21 protein-coding genes are annotated in these 20,432 nt (G+C 65.4%); 10 read left to right on the top strand and 11 right to left on the bottom strand.

The window, feature by feature from the left end:
• Nucleotide 1: 1 nt before the first annotated feature.
• The 5 genes from N0D28_RS12225 to rpmH form a co-directional block, all read right to left on the bottom strand.
• Nucleotides 2-703, bottom strand: coding sequence for a S4 domain-containing protein (locus tag N0D28_RS12225; protein ID WP_260559788.1), 702 nt, complete (start codon nucleotides 701-703; stop codon nucleotides 2-4).
• 136 nt (nucleotides 704-839) lie between these two features.
• Nucleotides 840-2,672 carry a membrane protein insertase YidC gene (gene yidC, locus N0D28_RS12230; RefSeq protein ID WP_260559789.1) on the bottom strand — a complete coding sequence of 611 codons (1,833 nt, stop codon included), beginning with the start codon at nucleotides 2,670-2,672 and terminating at the stop codon, nucleotides 840-842.
• A gap of 109 nt (nucleotides 2,673-2,781) precedes the next feature.
• The gene (yidD, locus tag N0D28_RS12235; RefSeq protein WP_260561895.1) at nucleotides 2,782-3,039 is read right to left on the bottom strand and encodes a membrane protein insertion efficiency factor YidD; all 258 of its coding nucleotides are present in this window, start codon (nucleotides 3,037-3,039) and stop codon (nucleotides 2,782-2,784) included.
• A 17-nt stretch (nucleotides 3,040-3,056) separates the two neighbouring features.
• Nucleotides 3,057-3,464: a ribonuclease P protein component gene (gene rnpA, locus N0D28_RS12240; RefSeq protein ID WP_376777673.1), complete on the bottom strand. Its 408-nt coding sequence runs from the start codon at nucleotides 3,462-3,464 to the stop codon at nucleotides 3,057-3,059.
• A gap of 91 nt (nucleotides 3,465-3,555) precedes the next feature.
• Nucleotides 3,556-3,702: a 50S ribosomal protein L34 gene (rpmH, locus tag N0D28_RS12245; RefSeq protein ID WP_161882664.1), complete on the bottom strand. Its 147-nt coding sequence runs from the start codon at nucleotides 3,700-3,702 to the stop codon at nucleotides 3,556-3,558.
• Between the two features lie 265 nt (nucleotides 3,703-3,967).
• On the opposite strand from rpmH, the gene N0D28_RS12250 reads away from it, so the two are divergent.
• Nucleotides 3,968-4,708 (top strand): hypothetical protein, encoded by a 741-nt coding sequence (locus tag N0D28_RS12250; protein ID WP_260559791.1) that lies wholly within the window; start codon nucleotides 3,968-3,970, stop codon nucleotides 4,706-4,708.
• A gap of 90 nt (nucleotides 4,709-4,798) precedes the next feature.
• On the opposite strand, the gene N0D28_RS12255 is transcribed toward N0D28_RS12250, so the two are convergent.
• Entirely contained in the window at nucleotides 4,799-6,091 is a 1,293-nt protein-coding gene (locus tag N0D28_RS12255; protein WP_260561896.1) for an RNA-guided endonuclease InsQ/TnpB family protein, read from the bottom strand.
• A 156-nt stretch (nucleotides 6,092-6,247) separates the two neighbouring features.
• On the opposite strand from N0D28_RS12255, the gene N0D28_RS12260 reads away from it, so the two are divergent.
• Genes N0D28_RS12260 through N0D28_RS12270 form a run of 3 tightly spaced genes read left to right on the top strand, consistent with a single transcriptional unit; the run spans nucleotide 6,248 to nucleotide 9,028 of the window.
• Nucleotides 6,248-6,775 (top strand): hypothetical protein, encoded by a 528-nt coding sequence (locus tag N0D28_RS12260; protein WP_260559792.1) that lies wholly within the window; start codon nucleotides 6,248-6,250, stop codon nucleotides 6,773-6,775.
• A complete protein-coding gene (locus N0D28_RS12265; RefSeq protein WP_260559793.1) occupies nucleotides 6,765-8,306 on the top strand; it encodes a GMC family oxidoreductase in 1,542 nt (513 codons plus the stop codon). Before N0D28_RS12260 ends, N0D28_RS12265 begins: the two co-directional genes overlap by 11 nt.
• Nucleotides 8,303-9,028 carry an alpha/beta fold hydrolase gene (locus tag N0D28_RS12270; protein WP_260559794.1) on the top strand — a complete coding sequence of 242 codons (726 nt, stop codon included), beginning with the start codon at nucleotides 8,303-8,305 and terminating at the stop codon, nucleotides 9,026-9,028. Before N0D28_RS12265 ends, N0D28_RS12270 begins: the two co-directional genes overlap by 4 nt.
• 22 nt (nucleotides 9,029-9,050) lie before the next feature.
• Here N0D28_RS12270 and N0D28_RS12275 read toward each other — a convergent pair whose 3' ends face one another.
• The 4 genes from N0D28_RS12275 to trpC all read right to left on the bottom strand — a co-directional run bounded on the left by N0D28_RS12275 (nucleotide 9,051) and on the right by trpC (nucleotide 13,169).
• Nucleotides 9,051-9,989, bottom strand: coding sequence for a GNAT family N-acetyltransferase (locus tag N0D28_RS12275; protein WP_260559795.1), 939 nt, complete (start codon nucleotides 9,987-9,989; stop codon nucleotides 9,051-9,053).
• Nucleotides 9,990-9,999: 10 nt separating this feature from the next.
• A complete protein-coding gene (gene gatA / locus N0D28_RS12280) occupies nucleotides 10,000-11,451 on the bottom strand; it encodes an Asp-tRNA(Asn)/Glu-tRNA(Gln) amidotransferase subunit GatA (protein ID WP_260559796.1) in 1,452 nt (483 codons plus the stop codon).
• A gap of 43 nt (nucleotides 11,452-11,494) precedes the next feature.
• Nucleotides 11,495-12,286 (bottom strand): SDR family NAD(P)-dependent oxidoreductase, encoded by a 792-nt coding sequence (locus tag N0D28_RS12285; RefSeq protein WP_260559797.1) that lies wholly within the window; start codon nucleotides 12,284-12,286, stop codon nucleotides 11,495-11,497.
• A 73-nt stretch (nucleotides 12,287-12,359) separates the two neighbouring features.
• Entirely contained in the window at nucleotides 12,360-13,169 is an 810-nt protein-coding gene (gene trpC, locus N0D28_RS12290; RefSeq protein WP_260559798.1) for an indole-3-glycerol phosphate synthase TrpC, read from the bottom strand.
• 94 nt (nucleotides 13,170-13,263) lie between these two features.
• Here trpC and hpt point away from each other — a divergent pair, with 94 nt between their 5' ends.
• From hpt to N0D28_RS12310, 4 genes are all read left to right on the top strand, one after another.
• Nucleotides 13,264-13,809, top strand: a complete 546-nt coding sequence (gene hpt / locus N0D28_RS12295) for a hypoxanthine phosphoribosyltransferase (protein ID WP_260559799.1) — start codon at nucleotides 13,264-13,266, stop codon at nucleotides 13,807-13,809.
• 116 nt (nucleotides 13,810-13,925) lie between these two features.
• Nucleotides 13,926-14,837 carry an Hsp33 family molecular chaperone HslO gene (hslO, locus tag N0D28_RS12300; RefSeq protein ID WP_260559800.1) on the top strand — a complete coding sequence of 304 codons (912 nt, stop codon included), beginning with the start codon at nucleotides 13,926-13,928 and terminating at the stop codon, nucleotides 14,835-14,837.
• Nucleotides 14,838-14,912: 75 nt separating this feature from the next.
• A complete protein-coding gene (abxC, locus tag N0D28_RS12305; protein ID WP_260559801.1) occupies nucleotides 14,913-15,578 on the top strand; it encodes a monothiol bacilliredoxin AbxC in 666 nt (221 codons plus the stop codon).
• Nucleotides 15,579-15,686: 108 nt separating this feature from the next.
• A complete protein-coding gene (locus N0D28_RS12310; RefSeq protein ID WP_260559802.1) occupies nucleotides 15,687-16,490 on the top strand; it encodes a polyphosphate kinase 2 family protein in 804 nt (267 codons plus the stop codon).
• Nucleotides 16,491-16,504: 14 nt separating this feature from the next.
• Here the strand turns inward: N0D28_RS12310 and N0D28_RS12315 are convergent, their stop codons facing one another.
• Nucleotides 16,505-17,584 (bottom strand): phosphatidylglycerol lysyltransferase domain-containing protein, encoded by a 1,080-nt coding sequence (locus N0D28_RS12315; protein ID WP_260559803.1) that lies wholly within the window; start codon nucleotides 17,582-17,584, stop codon nucleotides 16,505-16,507.
• Nucleotides 17,585-17,754: 170 nt separating this feature from the next.
• Here N0D28_RS12315 and tnpC point away from each other — a divergent pair, with 170 nt between their 5' ends.
• Together tnpC and nagA are read left to right on the top strand one after the other, a co-directional pair.
• Nucleotides 17,755-19,104, top strand: coding sequence for an IS66 family transposase (tnpC, locus tag N0D28_RS12320; RefSeq protein ID WP_260561897.1), 1,350 nt, complete (start codon nucleotides 17,755-17,757; stop codon nucleotides 19,102-19,104).
• A gap of 182 nt (nucleotides 19,105-19,286) precedes the next feature.
• Nucleotides 19,287-20,405 carry an N-acetylglucosamine-6-phosphate deacetylase gene (nagA, locus tag N0D28_RS12325; RefSeq protein ID WP_260559804.1) on the top strand — a complete coding sequence of 373 codons (1,119 nt, stop codon included), beginning with the start codon at nucleotides 19,287-19,289 and terminating at the stop codon, nucleotides 20,403-20,405.
• Nucleotides 20,406-20,432: the final 27 nt, after the last annotated feature.

The raw sequence follows: 20,432 nt of genomic DNA on the forward strand, positions 1-20,432 counted from the left end.
CTCACTTCTCCACATTCAGCTCCACCTTGTAGTTCCCGCGCCGCGTCTCATTGACCACCCGCCGAAAGTCGATGCGGCCCAGGCCCTCGGCGGCCAGGCTGTCACCTTCCCGGATCTCGGCGCTGGCGCGGGCCACCTGACCGTTGAGGCGCACCTTGCCGGTCTCCACGCCCTGCTGAAAGTAAGCCCGGCTGACCCCGAAGCCCTTCGCACCCACCACGTCGATGCGCATGGACGGCACGACCACCTCGCGCACCTTCGCGCCGCGCCCGGCACTCTCCCCCACGTCCTCGATGTCCACCTCGCGCCCGCCCAGCGCCGTCAGCTCAGCCAGCGCTTTGGCGGCCTTGCCGGTGGCGGCGACCAGAAACGCCCCCCGGTCCTCGCGCACGTCGCCCAGGGCGTCTTCCGTCAGGCCCTCGCGCCGCAGCGCCACACTGAAGTCCTGCGCGTCCCAGCCGGGCGTCTGCGGGGTCACGCGGTAGACGGTCACACCGCTGTCCACCGAGGGAATATGCACCGGATGCAGCGTCAGCACCACCCGCCGGGCATCGGGGAAGCCGCCTGCCATCACCGATTTGATCTCGTCGTTGTGCAGCATCCGCCGGTCGATCTCGTCGGCTTCGAGAAAAGCGGTGCGGACCACACGCCCGCCCGCCGCCTGGGCGATGAGGGTCTGAAGCTTGAAGGGTTTGGCAGTCATTGAAGCAGGATACGGGAAGTGGCAAGCCGGAACTGTTGGGTGGGAAATGGTCCGTGGAGAAAGATCAGGCCTTCCAGAGACCGACTAAAAAGCCCCGCCTGAATTTCCAAGCGGGGACTTTTCGGGACAGGGCAGCTCAGCTCTTTTTCTTTTCCTGCTGCTGGCGCTGCTGCTCGGCGGCCTGGCGGGCCGCCTGCTCCAGCACGGCGCGGAAACCGCTGGGCTTGGCCGGAGCGCTGCTGCTCGACGGCTTGCCGCTCGGCTCCACCGTCACCGTCTTGGCCGTGGTGACTTTGCCTGGGGTCACTTTGCCGGTCGTCGTCACCCGGCTGTCTTTACCGAGGTTGACGGTGGCCGGACCACTCATGGCCATCTTCTTCTCCACTTTCTGGAGGCCGGTGGACATATGCGACTCGACCTGCTTGTTGATCAGGTACTGCTGGCCGGTGCCGATCAGCGTGCCGATGATCCAGTAGAGGGTCACGCCCGCCGGGAAGGTCAGGGCGAAGTAGGCGAAGAAGAGGTACATCACGGCCTGCTGCTTGAACATCTGCGGGGCCTTGCGGGTCGAGACGTAGAGTTGCAGCAGGTTGGCGCAGACGTACAGGATGCCCAGAATCCAGAACGGATCGGGAATCGAGAGGTCGGGCAGCCACCACAGGCCCTGGTCGAACTCGAAGTTGCGGATGGTGCCGTAGAGGACGAACAGAATCGGCAGCGGAATGAACATGCTCAGGCAGCCCACCGGGTTCACGTCGTACTCGCGGTAAAGCCGCATGGTCTCGGCCTGCACCTTGGCCGGGTCGTCCTTGTACTTTTCCTGCACTTCCTTCATCAGCGGCTGCACCATCTGCATCTTGGCGGTGGTGCGGCCCTGCGACTGCATCAGCGGCCAGATCACCAGGCGCAGGCTCACCGTCAGCACCAGGATGGTCAGCCCCCAGTTGCCGAAGAAGCTGTAAAGCCAGATCATGAACTTGGCGATATAGAGGCTGATGTAACCGAAGACGTTGGGGCTGAAGACGCCCGGCAACTCGGTGTAGCCGCCCTGATACAGGTGGACGAGTTCGTTCTTGCCGCCGTAGAGGTCGAGCGCCAGCGGCCCCGTCGCATTGACAGTCAGGCGGGCGTCGGTGCCACCAGCGGTGGTCACGTTCAGTGGTCCCTGAACCGGCGTACCTCCCTGGCCGCCCTGCTGCGGGCGGACCAGCAACGCTGCCGCCGTCTGGGAGTTGTGCAGCAGTCCGGCGATGGACGTTTGCAGCGCCGCGTAGCTGGCGTTCGGCACCGTGCCCGCCGTGGTGGTGGGCGTCGTTGCGCCCACAGGCAGGGCCTTGACCTCGGGGTTGGCGGTGGTGCCCAGGCCGGGGAAGTTGAGGGTGTACGCGCCCGCACCCGCACCTGTCACGTTCACATTGGCCTGGATGCTGAACTGCCGGGGATGCAGCACCACGGTCTTGGTGACGGTGGCCCCGCCCTGGGTGTAGACGAAGGTGGCACTGAGGCGGTTTTGCTTGAGGTCGGTTTCGGTTTTGGGGGTCTGCGCCACCGGCTTGGCCGTGTTGCCCGCCAGCCCGACTTCCAGCGCCTTGCGCCCGCTGATCAGCAGCGGCTTGTTGTCGGCCCCGTTGCGCCCGCCCACCAGGTTGATGGACAGCCCGCCCTTGAGCTGATCGAGGTTGTAGGTGCCGTCGTTGTTGGTCTTGATCAGCTGCGAGCCGGGGTTGACCTTCACGAACCAGCCGACGATCTCGCCCTCGGGGTTGAACACCACGTCGGCGAGATTGGTCTGGGCGATCAGGTCCTTGGTGCCGTTGCCGTCCACATCAGCCTGAATCCAGCCCGACTGCAAAACGTGACCGAACGATCCCGGCTGGCCGACCCCACAGCCGGTCAGGACCAGGACCAACGCCGTCAGCGCGGTGCCGTAGAGCCAGTTGCGAGCGCCGGAGCGCGGGGGATTTGTCATAGTTTCACTCTCTCATTTGGTGGAAGCGGATGGGTCTGAATTGGCTGAGTTCGAGTCGGCGCTGAGGTTTGAATCGGCCCAGTTGAAATGGACCCAGTCTCAACGGAACTCAGTCGGGCAGCTGATCGGGGCGGTCTGACGTCGGCGGGCGGGGCCGGGGAAACACCTCCGGCACCGGGTCGACGCCGCCAGGGTTGAGCGGCTGGCAACGGGCGATTCTCCACAGGGCCAGCCAGCCGCCCCTGACCGCGCCGTGCTTCTCGATGGCCTCGGCAGCGTACTGGCTGCACGTGGGCGTGAAACGGCAGGTGGGCGCACTCTTGAGCGGCGAGAGGTGGCGCTGATAGCCGCGCACCGCCCGCACCATCAGTCTGGCGGGGGCGCTCACGAGGTGGGTCCGGCGTTTTTTTGAGACGGAGCATGCTGGGCGGCATTCTGGGTGGGCGCAGGCTTTTTCTTCCGGGCCTTGAAATCGCCCGCCAGCGCTTTCCCGAGGGCCGCCTGAAGCTCCCCGAACGGCGCGGTCAGCGCCGCCAGGTTGGGATGGATGGTGGCCCGGCAGGGCGGCAGCGTCGGCAAGGTCCGCAGCGCCTCACGGACACGGCGGCGCACCCGGTTGCGCTTGACCGCCAGCTTGAGTGTTTTCTTGGGCACCACGATGCCAATGATGGCGCGGGGCTGCCAGGTTTCACCGTAGCGGGGGCGATAATCGGTGACCCGCAAAGTAAACAGCGCGTGCCGGATGACCTGCCCATGCTGGCGGACCTTGCGGAACTCTTTCTCGCCGCGCAAAGAAGCCAGCGCCACTGCTGGGCGCGGGGCCGGGGCAGTGGCGCTGGAAGGCGGCATCAGTGGGGTCTAGGTAAGCGGCGAAACTCGCGGCTTACTTCTCGTCGGCGACGGTCAATTGCTGACGGCCCTTGGCACGGCGGCGGGCCAGCACAGCGCGGCCAGCGGTGGTCTTCATGCGGGCGCGAAAGCCGTGGGTCTTGGCACGTTTGCGGTTGTTGGGTTGGTAGGTACGCTTCATGAAACTTCTCCTTCTCACGGCGCGGCCCGCCGCTTGGGGTGGGGGCCAGCCAGACAATGGCAACTCGCCCTTTTTCGGGCAAACTCGGAGAGTGTAGCACAGCGGCGGGCGAGGGTGCCAGGGCCGCTGTTCGTAGGGCAATCTGCTCTCCACTGCGGCTGAGGGTCACTGGAGCAAGATGTACGAACGCGGAGAGGCCAGAGCGTCATCAACCGAAGACCGTCGTTCAATCCTCTGTTTTACCTTCCGCTCTAGCGTGACCAGCATGGCTCCCTTTCTCCCACCCGAAGTCGCCCGTCAGCTCGGCTTTTACGTCTACCTCTCCCTCGATCCCCGCACGAATCCCGTCTTCTATGTCGGTGAGGTTCAGGGGGAGCGGGTGCTGGCGCATCTCAGCGAGGAGGGCGAGTCACGCAAGGTGCGGATGCTGCACGAGTTACGTGACTTGAGACTTGAGCCGCAGATCGACGTTCTGGCCCACCGCCTGCCCAACGAGGAAACGGCGCTGCGAATTGAGGCAGCCGTGATTGATCTGCTGGGCCCCGGAGCATTGACGAATGTGGTGCGCGGCTGGAAAAGTGTCGGACTGGGCCGGATGTCACTGAGTGAGCTGAGCGGCCACTACGCCGCTGGGCCGGTCGAGATCACCGACCCGGTGCTACTGATCCGGCTCAATCAGCAGTACCGACATCAGATGGGTGCCCTGAAACTCTACGAGGCGACGCGCGGCGTCTGGAAAGTGGCCGCCGCCAGGGCCAGCACCGTCCGGCTCGCCCTCGCCGTGTTCGAGGGCGTGGTGCGCGAGGTCTACGCCATCGAGAGCTGGCACCCGGCAAGCACCCTGGCCTACCAGACCCGGTCCGCCGAAGATACCGACGCGCCGGGGCGACTGGAATTTTCCGGCCACGTTGCGCCGGAGGAGATTCGTGATCGCTACCGGGGCCACTCGGTGCGGGCCTACCTGAACAGGAATGCCCAGAGCCCAGTGTTGTACGTCAACGCCTGAGTTTACCGGCTCCCCATAAAGCAGGAAACGCTACCGAGCGGCGGGGCAGGGTTTGGCAGATTGAAAAGAATCAATGACTCATGACGGAAGTCACGCATTTGGGTCTGGATTCCATCGCAGTTCCGCGTACTTGGATAAGCGAGCGGCTTTGACTTCAACATCCGACACATCAGGGCGCATCGATAAGGCACCCATGCTCATCCAGTCTTGCCGGACAAGCAACGTTCGTAAAGCAATATTTACACTCGCAACCCGATCTGAGTGACCCTTATGACCACACACTTCACAGTCAAACATCAACCCAGCGTTAGGCCTATTCCCCTTAGAGGTATGGCCGCACCTGGGACATGCTTGGCTGGTGTAATTGGCATCCACCTTGACCGCCAAACTCCCAAACAGCGGAGCTTTGTAGGCCAGGTTGAACTGCAACTCCGCGAACGACCACTGACTACGGCGACGTTTGGCCCGCTTCGCCTTCTTGCTGGCGCTTGGGTTACTCCGTCCTTCGGTGCGTTCACGGATGTTGGTCAAGTCTTCCAGACCGAAGATCGAGTCTGGGAAGCGGGTCAACAGCATCTTGCTCAGAACATGGTTGCGATCAGCGACGAACCGTCTTTCCCGTCCCAACAAGCTCACCAAACGGCGAGTCGCGGAACGGGTGCCTTTGCGCTGGAGGGATTTTCTTGCACGAGCGAACTGGTCTTTTTTCTGACAGACTGCCGCCCCCTTCTCGAACAGGCTCTGCCCGTTCATGTCGGTGGCGACGAAGTGATACCGCTGCCCCACGTCCACTCCGACAACCGTTTTATGGTCAGCGGGAACGGGGTCAGGAAGCTCAATGATCAGAGCGACGATCAAGTAATACTGTTTTTTCGACTTCCGGTAATAGAGTTTGGCCGCGCCGGTTTCCGCACCCTGCGCGATGTAGTCAAGGTGCTTCTGGTAGCCGTCAAACTCAAGTTGCAGGCGTCCATCAAGCGTGCCAACACTGACTTTGCCATCCTTCTTCCACGAGTAGTCGCGCCCATGCTGGTATTCCAGCGTGCGGCTGACAAACTTCATGGGGTCATCCAGTCCTTTGTAGCGTCGCTTGGTAAAGCCCTTTTCGCGAGCCTTCTGATTCTGCTTGGCCTTCGTCCACTGCGTTTTGTACGCGGCGGTGACTTGGCGCTCGGCAGTGCAGGCGAGTTGTGCCCCCAGTCCAAAGCGTTGCCGCAGGACGCTGTACGTTTCCTTATGGAGTTTGGGAACAGAGGTGGTTTTCCCCAGATCAAAGGCGGTCTGGGACGCGAAGTTCAGGCCATCGCGGTACGCCAACGCCACGGCGTCCAGAGCGGCCTTCTGCTCTGGGGTGTGCCGCAATTTCAGTTTCGCGCTCAGCATGATCTTCACAAAAGGAGCTTACCTTATATGAGCATAAAAGAACAAGATGCCTTAGCCATAATTGCCCCTTTTGGGCAGAGTCTTTTCCTCCCACGACTGAAGTCGCGGGTCTTCAAGGCTCAGAGATGAACCCCATAACCCCTCCGGCGGCGCACTGTGAGCGCTGACGAACGCGCCAAGGTTCTGGCCGCGCTGGCCTCCCCGGCGGTGACGGCCCCCACCCGCGCCGCGCTGCTGGCCCGGTTGGATGCCCGCTATGAGCGCCAGTACTTCACTGAGGCCGAGTTCGAGCGCCTGTGCGCAGCGGCAGTCCGGCTGGTGCCACATGACCCGGCGGAGCTGGACCTCAGCGGGCTGATCGACCACCGCCTTCAGCTTGGGCAAACCGATGGCTGGCGCTTCGCCGACACCCCGCCCGACGGGCAGGCCTACCGGGAACTGCTGGCAGCCCTGCCCGATGACTTCAAAACACTGGCTTCAGAAGATCAGGACGCCGCCCTGCACGACGTTCAACGCCGCCACCCGCACGCCTTCGAGGACCTGCTGGCCGAGCTGACCGAGGGCTTCATGGCCCACCCGCTGACCCAGTACCGCTTCGGCTACGCGGGTTTTATGGACGCGCCCGGCTGGCCCAGGGTCGGGCCGAACGAACTGGAAGCGCGCGAGGTCCGTTATGGAAAGTGAGATGAAGGCGGCGCTCACAGACCTCGACGTGCTGGTGATCGGCACCGGAGCGGGCGGCGCGCCGCTGCTGGCGCGGCTGGCCTCGTCAGGGCTGCGGGTGGCTGCACTCGAAGCCGGAGTGCGCCACAAGCCTGCCGAGATGCCCACCGACGAGGTGGCCCAGGCCAGCCTTTTCTGGATGGACGAGCGACTCTCGGCAGGCAACGACCCGCTGGCCTTCGGGCGCAACAACTCCGGGCGTGGAGTGGGCGGCTCGACGCTGCACTACACCGCCTACACACCGCGTGCCCAGCCCGACGACTTCCGGCTCTTTCAGGAGTTCGGGCAGGGCGTGGACTGGCCGCTGGACTACGGCGACCTCGTGCCGTACTACGACGAGGTGGAAGCATTCCTGGGCGTCTCCGGCCCGGCGGACTATCCGTGGGGACCGCCCCGGAGTCAACCGTACCCGCACCCGGCGCTGCCACTGGGCGGCGCGGCGCGGCTGATGGAACGCGCCTGCCAGGAACTGGGCCTGCGGACCTCCCCGGCGGCCAACGCCGCGCTGAGCCGTCCGCAAGAACAGGAAGGTTACGGCCTGCGCCCCGCCTGCTCCAACCGGGGCTTTTGTCAGGCGGGCTGCTCGACGGGGGCCAAGGCCAGCCTCGACGTGACTTACCTGGCGCTGGCCGAGGCGCGCGGGGCCGTCATCGTCAGCGGCGTGCAGGTCACCGCCCTGATCCGCGAGGGAGGCCGGGTGGTCGGAGCGCAGTACCAGCGGGGTGACCAGACCCTGAGCGTGCGGGCCAGGCGGGTCGTGCTGGCCGCCGGGGCCATCGAGACACCCCGGTTACTGATGCTCAGCGATATGGCAAGGGGCAGCGGGCAGGTGGGGCGCAACTTCATGGCCCACGTGGGCGTGCAGGTCTGGGGCCTGGTCGACGACGATCTACGTCCCTACAAGGGCATTCCCGGCGGCCTGATCAGCGAGGATACCCACCGGGTACCGGGGCTGGTGGGCGGCTACCTGCTCCAGTCGCTGGGCGTCATGCCGGTGACCTACGCCACCCAGTACGCGCGCGGCGGCGGGGTGTGGGGCGCGGCCCTGACCGAGCACCTGAGCCAGTACAACCACGTCGCCGGAATCAACGTGCTGGGCGAGTGCCTGCCATATGAGCGCAACTTCCTGGAACTCTCAGACGAGCTGGACGCCCGTGGGCTGCCCAAGCCGCGCGTCCACTTCAGTTTTGGCGACAACGAGCGACGCATGACCGCCCACGCCGAGGCCCTGATGCGCGAGCTGTGGGCCAAGATCGGGGCGCGCGAGGTCTGGGCGCTGCCGCGCGCGGCCCATACCCTCGGCACCGCCCGGATGGGCAGCGACCCGGCCAGCAGCGTCACCGATCCGTTTGGGCGGGTTCACGACGAGCCGGGCCTGTGGATCTGCGACAACTCCACCTTTCCCAGTTCGCTGAGCGTCAATCCCGGCCTGACCCAGATGGCGCTGAGCCTGCGCTCCGCCGACGCCCTCATTGGCGACCTCAGCGCGTGAGCGGGCCGACACCTGCCCTGCCACTGGCACTGATCCACGGTTTCGGCACCTCCGGGCGACTGTGGCGGCGGGTACGTGAGCGGTTGGCCTCCCCCACTGAGGTACTCACCCCCGATCTACTGGGCTTCGGGAACGCCGCCGCGCTGGGCCGGGACGGGCAAATGACGGGCGACATGGCCGAGCATCTGGCAGGCGTGCTGCGGGCCTCGGGCAGTGGGCCGTACCGGCTGGCGGCGCATTCGATGGGCGGCAAGGTGGCGCTACTGCTGGCCGCCCGCCACCCGGCACTGGTGGCCGAGTTGCTGCTGATCGCGCCCTCGCCGGCCGGCCCCGAGCCGATGGGCGACGAGGACCGGGCGCAGCTCCGCGCCGCCTGGGGAGACCCGGTGGCGCTGGAAAAGCAGTACCGCCATATCAGCCGTCAGCCGCTGCCTGAGCAGGATTTGTACCAACTCGTCAGCGACGGCCTGCGGGCCAGCCGCGACGCCTGGGAAGCCTGGACCGACGTGGGCAGCCGCGAGGACATCGGCGGTGAGTTGGGCACCCTGGCTGTGCCGGTCACGGTGCTCTTCTCGGAAGACGACCCGGCTATTGGCCCAGAGGTCATCCGCGACGAGGTACTGGCGAAGCTGGCGGGGACGCAGGGTCAGCCGATCAAAGGCAGCGGCCACCTGATTCCGCTCGAAGTGCCGCAAAGCGTGCTGACAGCGCTGGGGGAATGATAAAAGATGCGGCTCAGTGGCCTTACAATCCCACCTGAACCCAGCCTCCCACATCTACCCGCCCGGCCAGCAGAGCCGCCGTGATCGCGCCCCGGTTCTCGGCGTGAATGGTGCCGATCAGCACGCGGCTTTGATCGGGAAGCGAGCGGGCCAGCAGGGTGCTGAGCGCCGCGCCGTAACCGCGCCCCCGAAAGTGCGGCGAGAGAATGAGCTCCTGCACGACGTAGGCGTTCAGGCCCAGCGTATCGGCCTCAAAGGTTTCGGTGGTCGCAACGTATCCGGCCCATTCGCCCCGCACCAGCACGTCAAAGAGCGTTCCGGCCTCGAGACTCTCCTGCAAGTCCTCCCTGCTCTCCAAAGCCGCCTGCTCAGTGTGCGCGGGGTGCCCGGCGTTCACAGCTTCGTAAGCGGCCTGCGCCTCGGCGTAGTGACTGAGGTCCTGGGTGGGCTGGGTGCTGAGTTCTGGCGGCACATTGGCCCCGATCAACTCTGAGATCGGCGCGGCCAGAAAGCGCTTGTCGGGCTGGGTTTCGGGGAAGTGCCCGTCGGGCGCGGCGCTCCACAGCCGCAGATAAAGCGGCCTGAATGCACCGTAGACCTCGCGGGCGACTTCCGCCAGTGCGGGCAGATCCAGCTCGGTCAGCGGGCGGCTGAGCAGCGAGGCGTCCACGAAGGGTCTGGTCACGTCCAGTCCTTGAAAACGGATGCTCAGCATGGCGTGAAGGTCGGGCGGCACGCTCGCCCAGCGGTTCAGAAACGCCTGCGCGTCCTGCCCCACCTTGAAAAACCCGGCCCGCTGCCCGGCCAGTTCAAGGTCGGCGGCGAGTTGAAGGTCGAACCCATGAATCCTCACAAAGCGCTTCAGGCGCGTTTGATCGTCCAGCCACTGGAGGGTCAGGGGGTGCTGGGTGGCCAGGCTGAATTCGGCGAGTTCGGCAGGACTGGGCAGGTGAGGAGGCATTCAGGCAAGCTTAGCGTGGTGACAGCTCCACCTTCACCGCTCCGCTGCGCTCCAGGGCGTCGGCCACCGTCAGCAGTTGTTCGTCGCTTAGGGCTGGAGCGATCAGTTGAATCCCCACCGGCAGGCGCACGCCGTTTACCGTCTCGAAGCCTGCGGGTACACTCAGCGCAGGCAGCCCCGCCAGACTGACCCCCACCGTGTCCACGTCGGCGGCGTACATGGCCACCGGATCGCTGACTTTCTCGCCGCGTTTGAAGGCCGGAAAGGGGCTGGTGGGGGTTACCAGGATGTCGAACTGCCCGAAGGCCCGGTTGAAGTCGTCGGCGATCAGGCGGCGCACCTTCATGGCCTTGCTGTAATAGGCGTCGTAGTAGCCGCTCGACAGGGCGTAGGTGCCGATCAGGATACGGCGCTTGACCTCGCGTCCAAAATTCTGCCCCCGTGCCGAGCTCATGGAAGTGTTCACGTCTGAGGCGTCTACCCGCGTGCCGTACACCATGCCGTCGTAGCGGGCCAGGTTGCTGCTGGCTTCCGGCGTGGAGATCAGGTAGTAGGCGGCGACGGCGTGCTGGAGGGTGGGCAGGCTGATCTCGCCGACGCTCGCGCCCAGTTCTTTGAGGGCGTCCAGCATGGTGTTCAAAGCCGCCTCCACGCCCGCCGTGTTGCCGCCCAGCGACTCGCTGATGACGCCCACCCGCAGGCCCTTGAGGTCGTGGCCCAGCGACGCCACAAAGTTGGGTGCAGCGTCCAGACTGGTGGCGTCGTGCGGGTCGTGCCCACTGATGGCGTCCAGAATGAGCGCCAGATCGCGGGCCGAGGTCGCGAACGGCCCGATCTGGTCGAGGCTGCTGGCGTGCGACACCAGACCGGAGCGGCTGACACGCCCATACGTCGGCTTGAACCCGTAGACCCCGGTGAATCCGGCGGGCTGGCGCACCGAGCCGCCGGTATCCGAGCCGAGCGAGAGCGGCACCATGCCGGACACCACCGCCGCCGCGCTGCCGCCGGAGGTGCCGCCCGGCACGCGGGAGGCGTCCCAGGGGTTGAGGGTGGCCCCGAACGCGCCAGTTTCGGTGCTCGACCCCATCGCAAACTCGTCCATGTTGGCCTTGCCCACGATGATCGCCCCGGCCCGCTGCAACTTCAGCACAGCGCTGGCGGTGTAGGGGCTGACATAATGGGCCAGCATCCGGCTGCCGCAGGTGGTGGCGGTGCCGATCAGATTCAGGTTGTCCTTGATAACGCTGGGCACGCCTGCCAGCGGCAGGGTTTCACCAGCGGCCAGGCGGCGCGATACCTCGGCGGCCTGGGCCTCTATCTGCTCGGCGCTCAGCACGCTGATCAGGGCATTGAACGGATCGGCCTCGGCACGGGCACGGGCAGTCTGGACAGCTTGCCGGGGGTCTTGGCCGCCCTGCACAGCGGCGGCGAGGTCGGAGGCGGTGGGAAAATCGGAAGACATGGGGGGCAGTTTAGAGCTTCGGAGCGGCAGCGCGGGCCAGCCCTCAGAACAGCGTGTAGCCTCCGTCCAGCACCAGCACCGAGCCGGTCATAAATGAGGAGGCGTCACTCGCCAGAAACACCACGGCTGGCCCCAGCTCTTCCGGCAGGGCAGCGCGCTGCTGCGGCGCGTCGTCGATCCAGCGCTGCTTGAACTGGGGGTCATCCACCGGGGCCATATCGGTCTTGACGTAGCCGGGGGCCAGCGCATTGACCCGCACGTTGTGGGGGGCCCACTCGGCGGCCAGGCTCTTGGTGAGCTGATGCACGGCGGCCTTGGACGCATTGTAGCCGGGCTGCCACTGCGGGCGGTTGACGATCTGCGCCGAGATCGAGCCGATGTTGACGATGTTGCCGCCGCCCTGCGCTACCATCTGCCGCCCGAAGACCTGCGAGGCGATCCACAGCGCGTCCACGTTGACGCTCATGACCTGCCGCCACTCCTCGTCGGTCACGTCCAGGGCTGGGCGGTGAACGCAGGTCCCGGCATTGTTGACGAGAATGTCCACGCGCCCAAAGCGCTCCAGCGTGGCCGCCAGCACCTGTTCCACTTCAAGACGCTCGGTGATCTCGGCTTTGACAAAAAGCGTCTGGCTGCCGAGTTCACCCAACTCAGCCTCCACATCGCGGGCGGCCTGCTCGTCGCGCCCCACGATGACGATGTTGGCCCCCGCTTCAGCCAGGGCGCGGGCCAGAGCGCGGCCTATGCCCCGCGTGGCTCCGGTGACGACGGCGGTTTTGCCGTCCAGGCGAAACTTGGAGAGGACACCGGCAGCTGGAGGTACTGGGTTGGTCATGGCTGGACTGTAGGGCCGGGGGCAGCAGGCGTCAATCGGCCTGACTGATTCGAAGATTCAGCCGCCCTCCTGCTCAGGCCAGCAGTTCCCGCGCCGCGCGCTCCAGATCGCCGCTGCCCGCCAGACTGCTGCCCACCAGCACGGCGTCGGCCACCTCGCGGATGCTGGCAATGTCGTCCCGCGTACGGTAGCCGCTCTCGGCCACCAGGAGGCCCTCATACCCGGCGGCGCGAGCGTGGGCGATCAGGCGCGGGCTGTTGGTCAGGCTGATCGCCAGCGTGGTGAGGTCGCGGTTGTTGACGCCGATGATCTCCGCGCCCGCCGCCAAAGCAATGTCCAGCTCAGCCTCGTCGTGAACTTCCACCAGCGCGTCCAGGCCGAAATAGTGGGCCAGCTTGAGGTACGCGCCCACGTCCTCACCCAGCACGCTGACCATCAGGAGCGCCGCGCCCGCACCCCAGTCGGCGGCCTCCTGAAGCATCTTCGGGTGAACGACGAAATCCTTTCGCAGCACCGGCACCGTCACGGCGGCGACCACCGCGTGCAGGGCTTCGGGTGAGCCGCCGAAGTGCCTCGGCTCAGTCAGCACGCTCAGGCAAGCCGCGCCGCCGCACACGTAGCTCCGGGCCGCCTGGGCCGGGTCGAGCGGCGCGATTGCTCCCTGGCTGGGGCTGGCACGCTTGACTTCGGCGATCAGTTGCAGGCCGGGCCGGGCCAGCGCCGCGTGAAAGCGCCGGGCACGCGGGCGGGCCTTGCCCAGCTCGAAGTCGGCCCCGGCGTAGTCCTGGGTTCGTTCGGCCACGATGCGGCCCAGGACGCCGGGAGCGCTGTAGGTTCTGGGCAAGGGCAACTCAACCGGGGCCGAAAACGGGGCGGGCGTCATGCGGGCCAGTATAGGGCCGCAAAGCGCCGCAGGAGGGACATTTCGGTGGTGTTTTCTGACCAGATTATGGCAGTCATCTGTTAGGCTGATGTTCATGACCGTGTTCCAGCAAAAACAACTGCGTCCCAGTGACGGCCCGGTGCAGATCAGCGAAGCGCAACTGATGGCCCGCGTCCATGAGCTGGCCAACCAGATCCGTCAGGATTACGTGGGCCTCAACCCGCACCTGATCTGCCTGCTCAACGGCGCGTTTCTCTTTCACGCCGATCTGGTGCGCTCGCTCGATATTCCGCTGACCATCGACTTCATGCAGACCAGCAGCTACGGCGACGCCAAGCAGACCAGTGGCGAGGTCAAGTTGGTCAAGGATCTCAGCTTCCCGCTCTCGGGCCGCCACGTGCTGCTGGTCGAGGACATCATCGACACCGGCATCACCATGAACTACATCCTGCGCTACCTCTCCGAGCGCGGCCCGGCCAGCCTCAAGGTCGCCTCACTGCTGAGCAAGCCCTCGCGACGCAAGGTGGAGGTGCCGGTGGATTACCTGGGCTTCACCATCCCCGACGCCTTCGTGTACGGCTACGGCCTGGACCGGGCGCAGCAGGACCGCAACCTGAGTTTCATCACCTCGCAAAAATAGGGGGTGCGCGGAGCGCTGGAACGCCTTCTGCTAGACCAAATCCCACGCCCCACCTATCCCTCTCAATTCCAATCATTCCCACTTTAAATCTGAGTCTGCTTATATAAGATTTTGTAATGCAAGATTCACAGACTTCAGCCTCCTACATCCTGCGCGGCACAGCGGCGGGCAACACCTTACGGGTGGTGGCCATCGACGCCACGCAGATCGTCGAGGAAGCCCGCGTGCGCCACCAGCTCAGCAAGACTGCCACCGCCGCGCTGGGCCGGGCGCTGAGCGCCGCTGCGCTGCTGGCGATCATTCTCGGCAAGAAGGTGGACAGCCGGGTCAACCTGCGGGTGCAGGGTGACGGGCCGCTGGGCTGGCTGGTGGCCGAGGGCAGCGCCGAGGGTTGGGTGCGCGGCTACGTGCGCGAGCCGGACGCCGATCTGCCGCTGCGCGTCTCGGACGGCAAGCTCGACGTGAGCGGTTTGATCGGCAAGACCGGCGAACTGGCCGTGACCCGGCTCCTCGACAACGCCGAACCCTGGACCGGCAGCGTGGAACTCGTCAGCGGTGAGCTGGCCGAGGACGTGGCCTACTACCTGGCGTCCAGCGAGCAGATTCCCAGCGCGGTGCAGCTCGGCGTCTACGAGGAAGGCGGGCGGGTCGCGCGGGCGGGCGGATTGATCGTGCAGGCCATGCCCGGCGTCAGCGACGAGACCCTGGCAGCGCTGGAAGCCAACATCAAAACAATGGGGAGCTTCACCGACAACCTCCGCAGCGCTTCGCTGCTGGAAGTCATGGAGCGGGCGACCCAGGGACTCGACTTCGTGGTGGCCCCGCAGGCCCAGGCCGCCCAGTTCCAGTGCCGCTGCTCACGCGAGCGGGCGGTGGCCTCACTGACCTATTTCGGCATGCAGGAGCGCCAGAGCATGATGGAGGACGGCGGGCAGGAGGTCGTGTGTCACTGGTGCAACGAGCACTACCAGATCACCCCCGGCGAAATTGCCACGCTCGACACGCCGGAAGTGCGGGCGCAGGCCTGAACCCCCAGTGCACGCCGGGCGTCCAGTGTGTGACCATCTTACTTTGCAAAGTAAAGCAGGGAGTACAATCCAACCATGACCCAGACTGATCACAACCCGAACGCCAAGCCAGCCCAGGTGCTGGTGCCGCTGACCACCCCCGAGGAAGTGGACGGCTTCCTGGCCGAGTACCCCCAGGCCGCCGTCTTCAAGGCCGGAACCTGCCACAAGACCATGCAGGGCTTCGGCGTACTGGAAACCTTCCTGGCCAAGCATGACCTGCCGGTGGGCTTTATCCGGGTGGTGGACTGGCGTCCGGCCAGCAACCATGTGACCGAGCTGAGCGGTTTGCAGCACCAGTCGCCGCAGTTCATCATCTTCAAGGACGGCCAGCCCACCTTCGAAGTCAACAACTGGGACATCACGCCCGAGCAGCTCGGCCCGGTGTTCGAGGCTGACGTGCCGGTGCGCCAGGACGCGGCCCAGATGTCAGGCGCGGTGGCAGGCGAGGGCAATGTCGCGCCCTACAAGCAGTTGATGCAGGCCTATGTGGGCGGCCAGCTTCCCGACTGGGAATTTCAGGAGCGCTACGTCAACATGTTCCGTGACGACGCCAGCCTGCGCAGCCAGCGCGAGTTCGAGCTGCTCTCTCACCTGTTTGGCGACCCCGACGCCTATCACGGCGGCCTGCATCAGCTCGGCCAGCCGCAGGCCAGGGGCGACCTCAAGGCCCGCGTCGAGGCGTTGCTCAGTCAGCTCTGATCCCCAGACCTCTCCGGCTCCGGCACCAGCCCTCAGTGGCGGGCCGGAGCTTTTGCTTTTCCTTGGAATTTGCCTCGCCGCCCTGCCCTGCGCCGCTAACATCAGCAGATGAATCTCTCAGACTACCGGGTGAGCAAGAAGTTCAAGCTCAGCGGCATTTCGACGGACGACACTGGCAAGCTTGAACGGGACAGGGCAGAGCGCGAGACTGCCGAGATCGGTGCCAAGCTGACCGAACTTCAAGACCGGCTCTACGCCGAGAGTCAACAGAGTCTGCTGGTGGTGTTGCAGGCACGCGACGCAGGCGGCAAGGACGGCACTGTCAAGCATGTCTTCGAGCCGGTCAATCCTCAGGGCATCATCGTGACCAACTTCAAGGTGCCGAACGAGGAAGACCTCAAGCACGACTTTCTGTGGCGCATTCACCCTCACACGCCCGCAGCGGGCATGATCGCCGTATTCAACCGCTCGCACTACGAGGACGTGCTGGTAACGCGGGTTCACAACATCATCGACGACCAGGAAGCCGAACGGCGCTTCGGATACATCCGCAACTTCGAGACGCTGCTGGCCAGCCGGGGCACCCGCATCCTCAAGCTGTACCTGCACATCAGCGCCGAGGAACAGCGCTCGCGTCTGCAAGACCGCCTGGACAACCCCGAGAAGAACTGGAAATTCAACCCCGCCGATCTCAAGGAGCGCGGCAAGTGGGACGAGTATACCCGTGCCTACGAGGCTGCCCTGAGCGCCACCAGCACCGACGCTGCACCCTGGTACGTCATTCCGGCAGACCACAAGTGGTATCGCAACCGCGTCATCTCTCAACTCCTGCTCGACACCCTCAGCGACATGAACCCGCAGTTTCCGAAACCGGAATTCGATCTGACCAACGTGACGGTGGGGGCAATCTGAAGGCCGCCCAAGGGTCAGGGCATCCGCAGACTTCGTAAGCCGCCCGGCAGCGTGGCCCTCAGCAGCCCCAGCGCCGCACCGGGCAGGGAGCGGCGACCTGGCAACAGCAGGTATTCGTTTTCCCAGAACGTCGGCGCAAACTGGTTTTTGAACTGGCGCAGGCCGTCGAAGTTGTACCAGTGCGAGAGCAGCGGACGGGCGGCGTAGAGCAGTGCTTCGAGCGATCTGGATACCTGGACACCGACGTCGCTGCGGCGCGGCAGGCACAGCGGCACAGCCCCCAGGGTGGCGAGCTGCGCGCCTTCCTCACCGCGCAACTCGCTCAGCGCGTGGGCCACCAGCGCCGCTGCCGTGCCGTCCGGGGCGTCGGGGCGGCGAATGATGTCTTCCAGATACCAGCCGCCGCGGGCCGGAAGTGGACTGGCCGCCAGGAAAGCAGCGGCCTGTCCGGTCTGGTCGCGCGCCAGGAAATAGCGTTTGTCTGCCGCCCAGGCAAACGGGTCGAGGTCGAAGACCCAGCCCAGCACGGCTCCGGCCCGCCGCTGGGCCTGCCAGCTCTGCATGAGCGCCGTACATTCGGCCTGGAAGACGGGCGTCGGGGCGGCCCGCTGGCAGCTGACGCCCAGCCGCCGCGCCTTGCCGAGGTTGCCGCGCAGCATCTTGCCCCGGTTACCCGCCGGGGACCAGCGTTGAAGGTCGAGGTACGGCGTGGCCCCCAGCGTCACCGCCCTCAAGCTGGGCGGCGCGGCGGCGGCCAGCCGGGCCGTGACTGGCAGCAGCAGCGGCAACTTGCCCGCTCGCCGCGCACCCACCACGAACGCCGCGAGCAGCGCCGCCTGATCATTGGGATCACACAACGGGTCGCCGGTCCCGATCCAGGCCCGGCCTGCTGAATGGTAGCCCAGCCCACCCTCGATGCCGCTCGCCGTGAACACCTCCGCCCCCAGCGCCCCCAGTGAGGACGGATTGTAGCCGAACTGCTGGTGCCAGGCCAGGCGCTGCAAAGGTGAAGGCGTCTGCGGCCCAGTCGGAGCAGGAACAGTCAGTGCAGCGCGGGCGGCCGCAGACAGCGGCGATGTGATCGGCGGGGTCATGGGCGGGCAGCTTAGGGGCGGCAGATAGTGCCGACTTCAAAGCCCGACTTTAGAAAAGCTCAATTTCAGGATGAGTCCAGGTAACTACTCAGCGAGGTAGCTCAGTCTCCTTGCTACAGTTGGACATCTGCGAAGTTCCCTGTCCCAACTGTGAGCGCCTTGAGGCCCGGATTCGTGAACTCGAAGCGCAGGTGGCTCAGTTGCTCGGACGGCTCCGGGACCTCGAGGCCCGGTTGGCACAGGACAGCACGACGTCCAGTCAACCACCGAGCAAAAACAAGCCGTGGGTACCCAAGAGTGAGCGCCAGAAGACCGGCCGGTCTTCTGGCGCTCAACGTGGTCATGTCGGTAAGACCCTCAAGATGGCGGAGCACGTGGATGAGGTCGTCTCCTTACCGTTGACCGGATATTGCGCCTGTGGACACGCGTGGGAGAGCGTCAGTGCCCAAGGGCACGTAGCACGGCAGGTCATGGACCTGCCAGAGCTGCGTTTGCAGGTGACCGAGTACCGCGCGGACGTCAAGGTCTGCCCAGGGTGTCGGCACCGCCAGCACGCATCCTTCCCTGACGACGTTCCCGGCCGGGTTCAGTACGGGTCTCGGGTTCATGGGCTGGCGGTCTCCCTGAATGCGGCACACTTCATACCGCTGGAACGCACCACGGAGATCCTCGAAGCGTTGTGTGGAGCGCATCCCAGTGAAGGCACCATTGTCCTGAACCTCCAATTGGCTGCTGACCGCCTCATCGACTTCGAGACACAGCTCAAAGCCGCGCTGCTCAATCAACCCGTCCTGCACGCCGATGAGACCGGCAGCAAGGTCAACGGCAAGCTGCAGTGGATGCATGTCGTGAGCTGCGCGCAGCTCACCCTGGATGGCCAGCATTCCCAGCGGGGCTTCGCCGCGCTGGAAGCCATGAATGTCCTGCCGCAGTTCAAGGGCATCCTGATGCACGACGCCTGGAGCACGTCTTTCAAGCTCTCCGCGAAACACGCACTCTGCGGGGCACACCTGCTGCGCGAACTGCGTGGCCTCGCCGAGCATCACGCTCAAGTATGGGCGGGAGAGCTGCGAGACGCGCTGCGCCTGGTGTACCACCAGCAGAAGGATGGGACGATCACTCCCGACCTCGTGATCGCCTTCGAACAGCAGTTCGATGCCCTGCTGGACGCTGGACTGAAGGCCAATCCTCCAGCACCTCCGGTCCCTGGGAGACGAGGCCGAACGAAACAGACACCAGGCCGCAACCTGGCCCTGAGGTGCCAGCAGCACCGCGAGGCGGTGCTGCGCTTCCTCCACGACGAAGGTGTGCCTTTTGACAACAATCAGGCCGAACGGGACATCAGGCCGTGGTGCGTTAAACGCAAGGTCTCTGGGGGCTTCCGATCCAAGGAGGGCGGCCAGCACTTCGCCCGTATCCGGAGTGACATCTCGACGCTCCACAAGCAGGGATTGAACGTCTGGCATGGCCTCGTCAGCGTGTTTCGCAGTGAAATCATTATGCCTAGTTTTTGCTGCTGAGTAGTTACGGTCAGACAATCCTTAAAAATTTCTCTCAACGCATTCAGGTTGACAAAAATAATTTTCAGACCGTAGGCTGGAGGCTGGCGTGATGCGCGCTCGCCGCCCGGAGGTTCCATGATCTGCACGCTGCTCCCTGCCGCTCCACTCCCCTCCATTCGTTTCAGCATTCTTGGGTCTGCATGACCGACCTCAGCGGCATGCTGGTGCTGCCCGGCGGACTCCAGGCAGGGCGCTTGAGCTTCGGAGCGACCATCGAGCAGGTCCTGACCGAACAGCCCCATCAGGAAGGCACGCCCGTCCGCTACCTGCTGTCCGGCTTCATCGACACCCACGTTCACGGTGGAAACGGCGGCGACACCATGGACGGCGCGGCGGGGATTGCTACGCTGGCCCGCTTTCACGCCCGGCACGGCACCACCACCCTGCTGCCCACCACCATCACCAACCCCTGGGCGCGGGTACTGGCGGCGCTGGACGCGGTACGCGAGGTGGTGGAAGTCGGCGTACCGGGCGGGGCCGACATCATCGGCGCTCACCTGGAAGGCCCCTTCATCAGCCCCCACAAGCTGGGCGCGCAGCCGCCGCTGACCCTCTCCCCCACCCCTGGCCTGGTGGCGCAGGCGCTGGCCAGCGGGGTCATCAAGGCCGTGACCCTCGCGCCGGAAGTGCCGGGAGCCGCCCAGGCCGGGCTGGACTTTGCCCGCGCGGGCGTGAGGGTGGGCGTGGGCCACACCACCGCCGACGCCGAGACAGTCCGCGAGTTTCTGAAAGCGGTGCAGGCGGCGGGCGGGCGAACGGCGGCCACCCACCTCTACAACGCGATGGGCGGCATCGAGGGCCGCGTTCCCGGGCCTGCCGGGGCGCTGATCACCGATCCCCACACCTGGCTGGAAATCATTCTGGACGGCGTTCACGTTCACGAAATCAGTTTTCTGCTGGCCCATCTGGCTGCCGCTGGGCGGGTGGTGCTGATCACCGACGCCATGCGCGCCGCCGGACTCGGTGACGGCGAGAGCGAACTCGGGGGGCAAAAAGTCATCGTCAAGGACGGCAAGGCCGTGCTGGCCGATGGGCGCAGCATCGCGGGCAGTGTGCTGACGCTCGACGTGGCGCTCAGAAACGCGCTGGCAGCGGGCCTGGGCCTCCCCGACGTGAGCCGGATGCTCAGCGCCGCGCCCGCCGAGTCGCTGGGACTGACGGACCGGGGCCGCCTGGACGTGGGCCTGCGGGCCGACCTGGTGGTGCTCAGCGAGCAATTTGAAGTGGAAGCGGTGTACGTGGGCGGGAAGCAGATCTGAGCTGCGCTGATGTGACGTTCAATTCGT

It is taken from the genome of Deinococcus rubellus, assembly GCF_025244745.1.
Taxonomy (GTDB): domain Bacteria; phylum Deinococcota; class Deinococci; order Deinococcales; family Deinococcaceae; genus Deinococcus; species Deinococcus rubellus.

What these genes read in the sequence shown, in the direction of transcription:
- N0D28_RS12225 (WP_260559788.1), bottom strand. Translation starts at nt 703, where the DNA reads ATGACTGCCAAACCCTTCAAGCTTCAGACCCTCATCGCCCAGGCGGCG.
- yidC (WP_260559789.1), bottom strand. Translation starts at nt 2,672, where the DNA reads ATGACAAATCCCCCGCGCTCCGGCGCTCGCAACTGGCTCTACGGCACC.
- yidD (WP_260561895.1), bottom strand. Translation starts at nt 3,039, where the DNA reads ATGGTGCGGGCGGTGCGCGGCTATCAGCGCCACCTCTCGCCGCTCAAG.
- rpmH (WP_161882664.1), bottom strand. Translation starts at nt 3,702, where the DNA reads ATGAAGCGTACCTACCAACCCAACAACCGCAAACGTGCCAAGACCCAC.
- N0D28_RS12250 (WP_260559791.1), top strand. Translation starts at nt 3,968, where the DNA reads ATGGCTCCCTTTCTCCCACCCGAAGTCGCCCGTCAGCTCGGCTTTTAC.
- N0D28_RS12255 (WP_260561896.1), bottom strand. Translation starts at nt 6,091, where the DNA reads ATGCTGAGCGCGAAACTGAAATTGCGGCACACCCCAGAGCAGAAGGCC.
- N0D28_RS12265 (WP_260559793.1), top strand. Translation starts at nt 6,765, where the DNA reads ATGGAAAGTGAGATGAAGGCGGCGCTCACAGACCTCGACGTGCTGGTG.
- N0D28_RS12275 (WP_260559795.1), bottom strand. Translation starts at nt 9,989, where the DNA reads ATGCCTCCTCACCTGCCCAGTCCTGCCGAACTCGCCGAATTCAGCCTG.
- gatA (WP_260559796.1), bottom strand. Translation starts at nt 11,451, where the DNA reads ATGTCTTCCGATTTTCCCACCGCCTCCGACCTCGCCGCCGCTGTGCAG.
- N0D28_RS12285 (WP_260559797.1), bottom strand. Translation starts at nt 12,286, where the DNA reads ATGACCAACCCAGTACCTCCAGCTGCCGGTGTCCTCTCCAAGTTTCGC.
- trpC (WP_260559798.1), bottom strand. Translation starts at nt 13,169, where the DNA reads ATGACGCCCGCCCCGTTTTCGGCCCCGGTTGAGTTGCCCTTGCCCAGA.
- hpt (WP_260559799.1), top strand. Translation starts at nt 13,264, where the DNA reads ATGACCGTGTTCCAGCAAAAACAACTGCGTCCCAGTGACGGCCCGGTG.
- hslO (WP_260559800.1), top strand. Translation starts at nt 13,926, where the DNA reads ATGCAAGATTCACAGACTTCAGCCTCCTACATCCTGCGCGGCACAGCG.
- abxC (WP_260559801.1), top strand. Translation starts at nt 14,913, where the DNA reads ATGACCCAGACTGATCACAACCCGAACGCCAAGCCAGCCCAGGTGCTG.
- N0D28_RS12310 (WP_260559802.1), top strand. Translation starts at nt 15,687, where the DNA reads ATGAATCTCTCAGACTACCGGGTGAGCAAGAAGTTCAAGCTCAGCGGC.
- N0D28_RS12315 (WP_260559803.1), bottom strand. Translation starts at nt 17,584, where the DNA reads ATGACCCCGCCGATCACATCGCCGCTGTCTGCGGCCGCCCGCGCTGCA.
- nagA (WP_260559804.1), top strand. Translation starts at nt 19,287, where the DNA reads ATGACCGACCTCAGCGGCATGCTGGTGCTGCCCGGCGGACTCCAGGCA.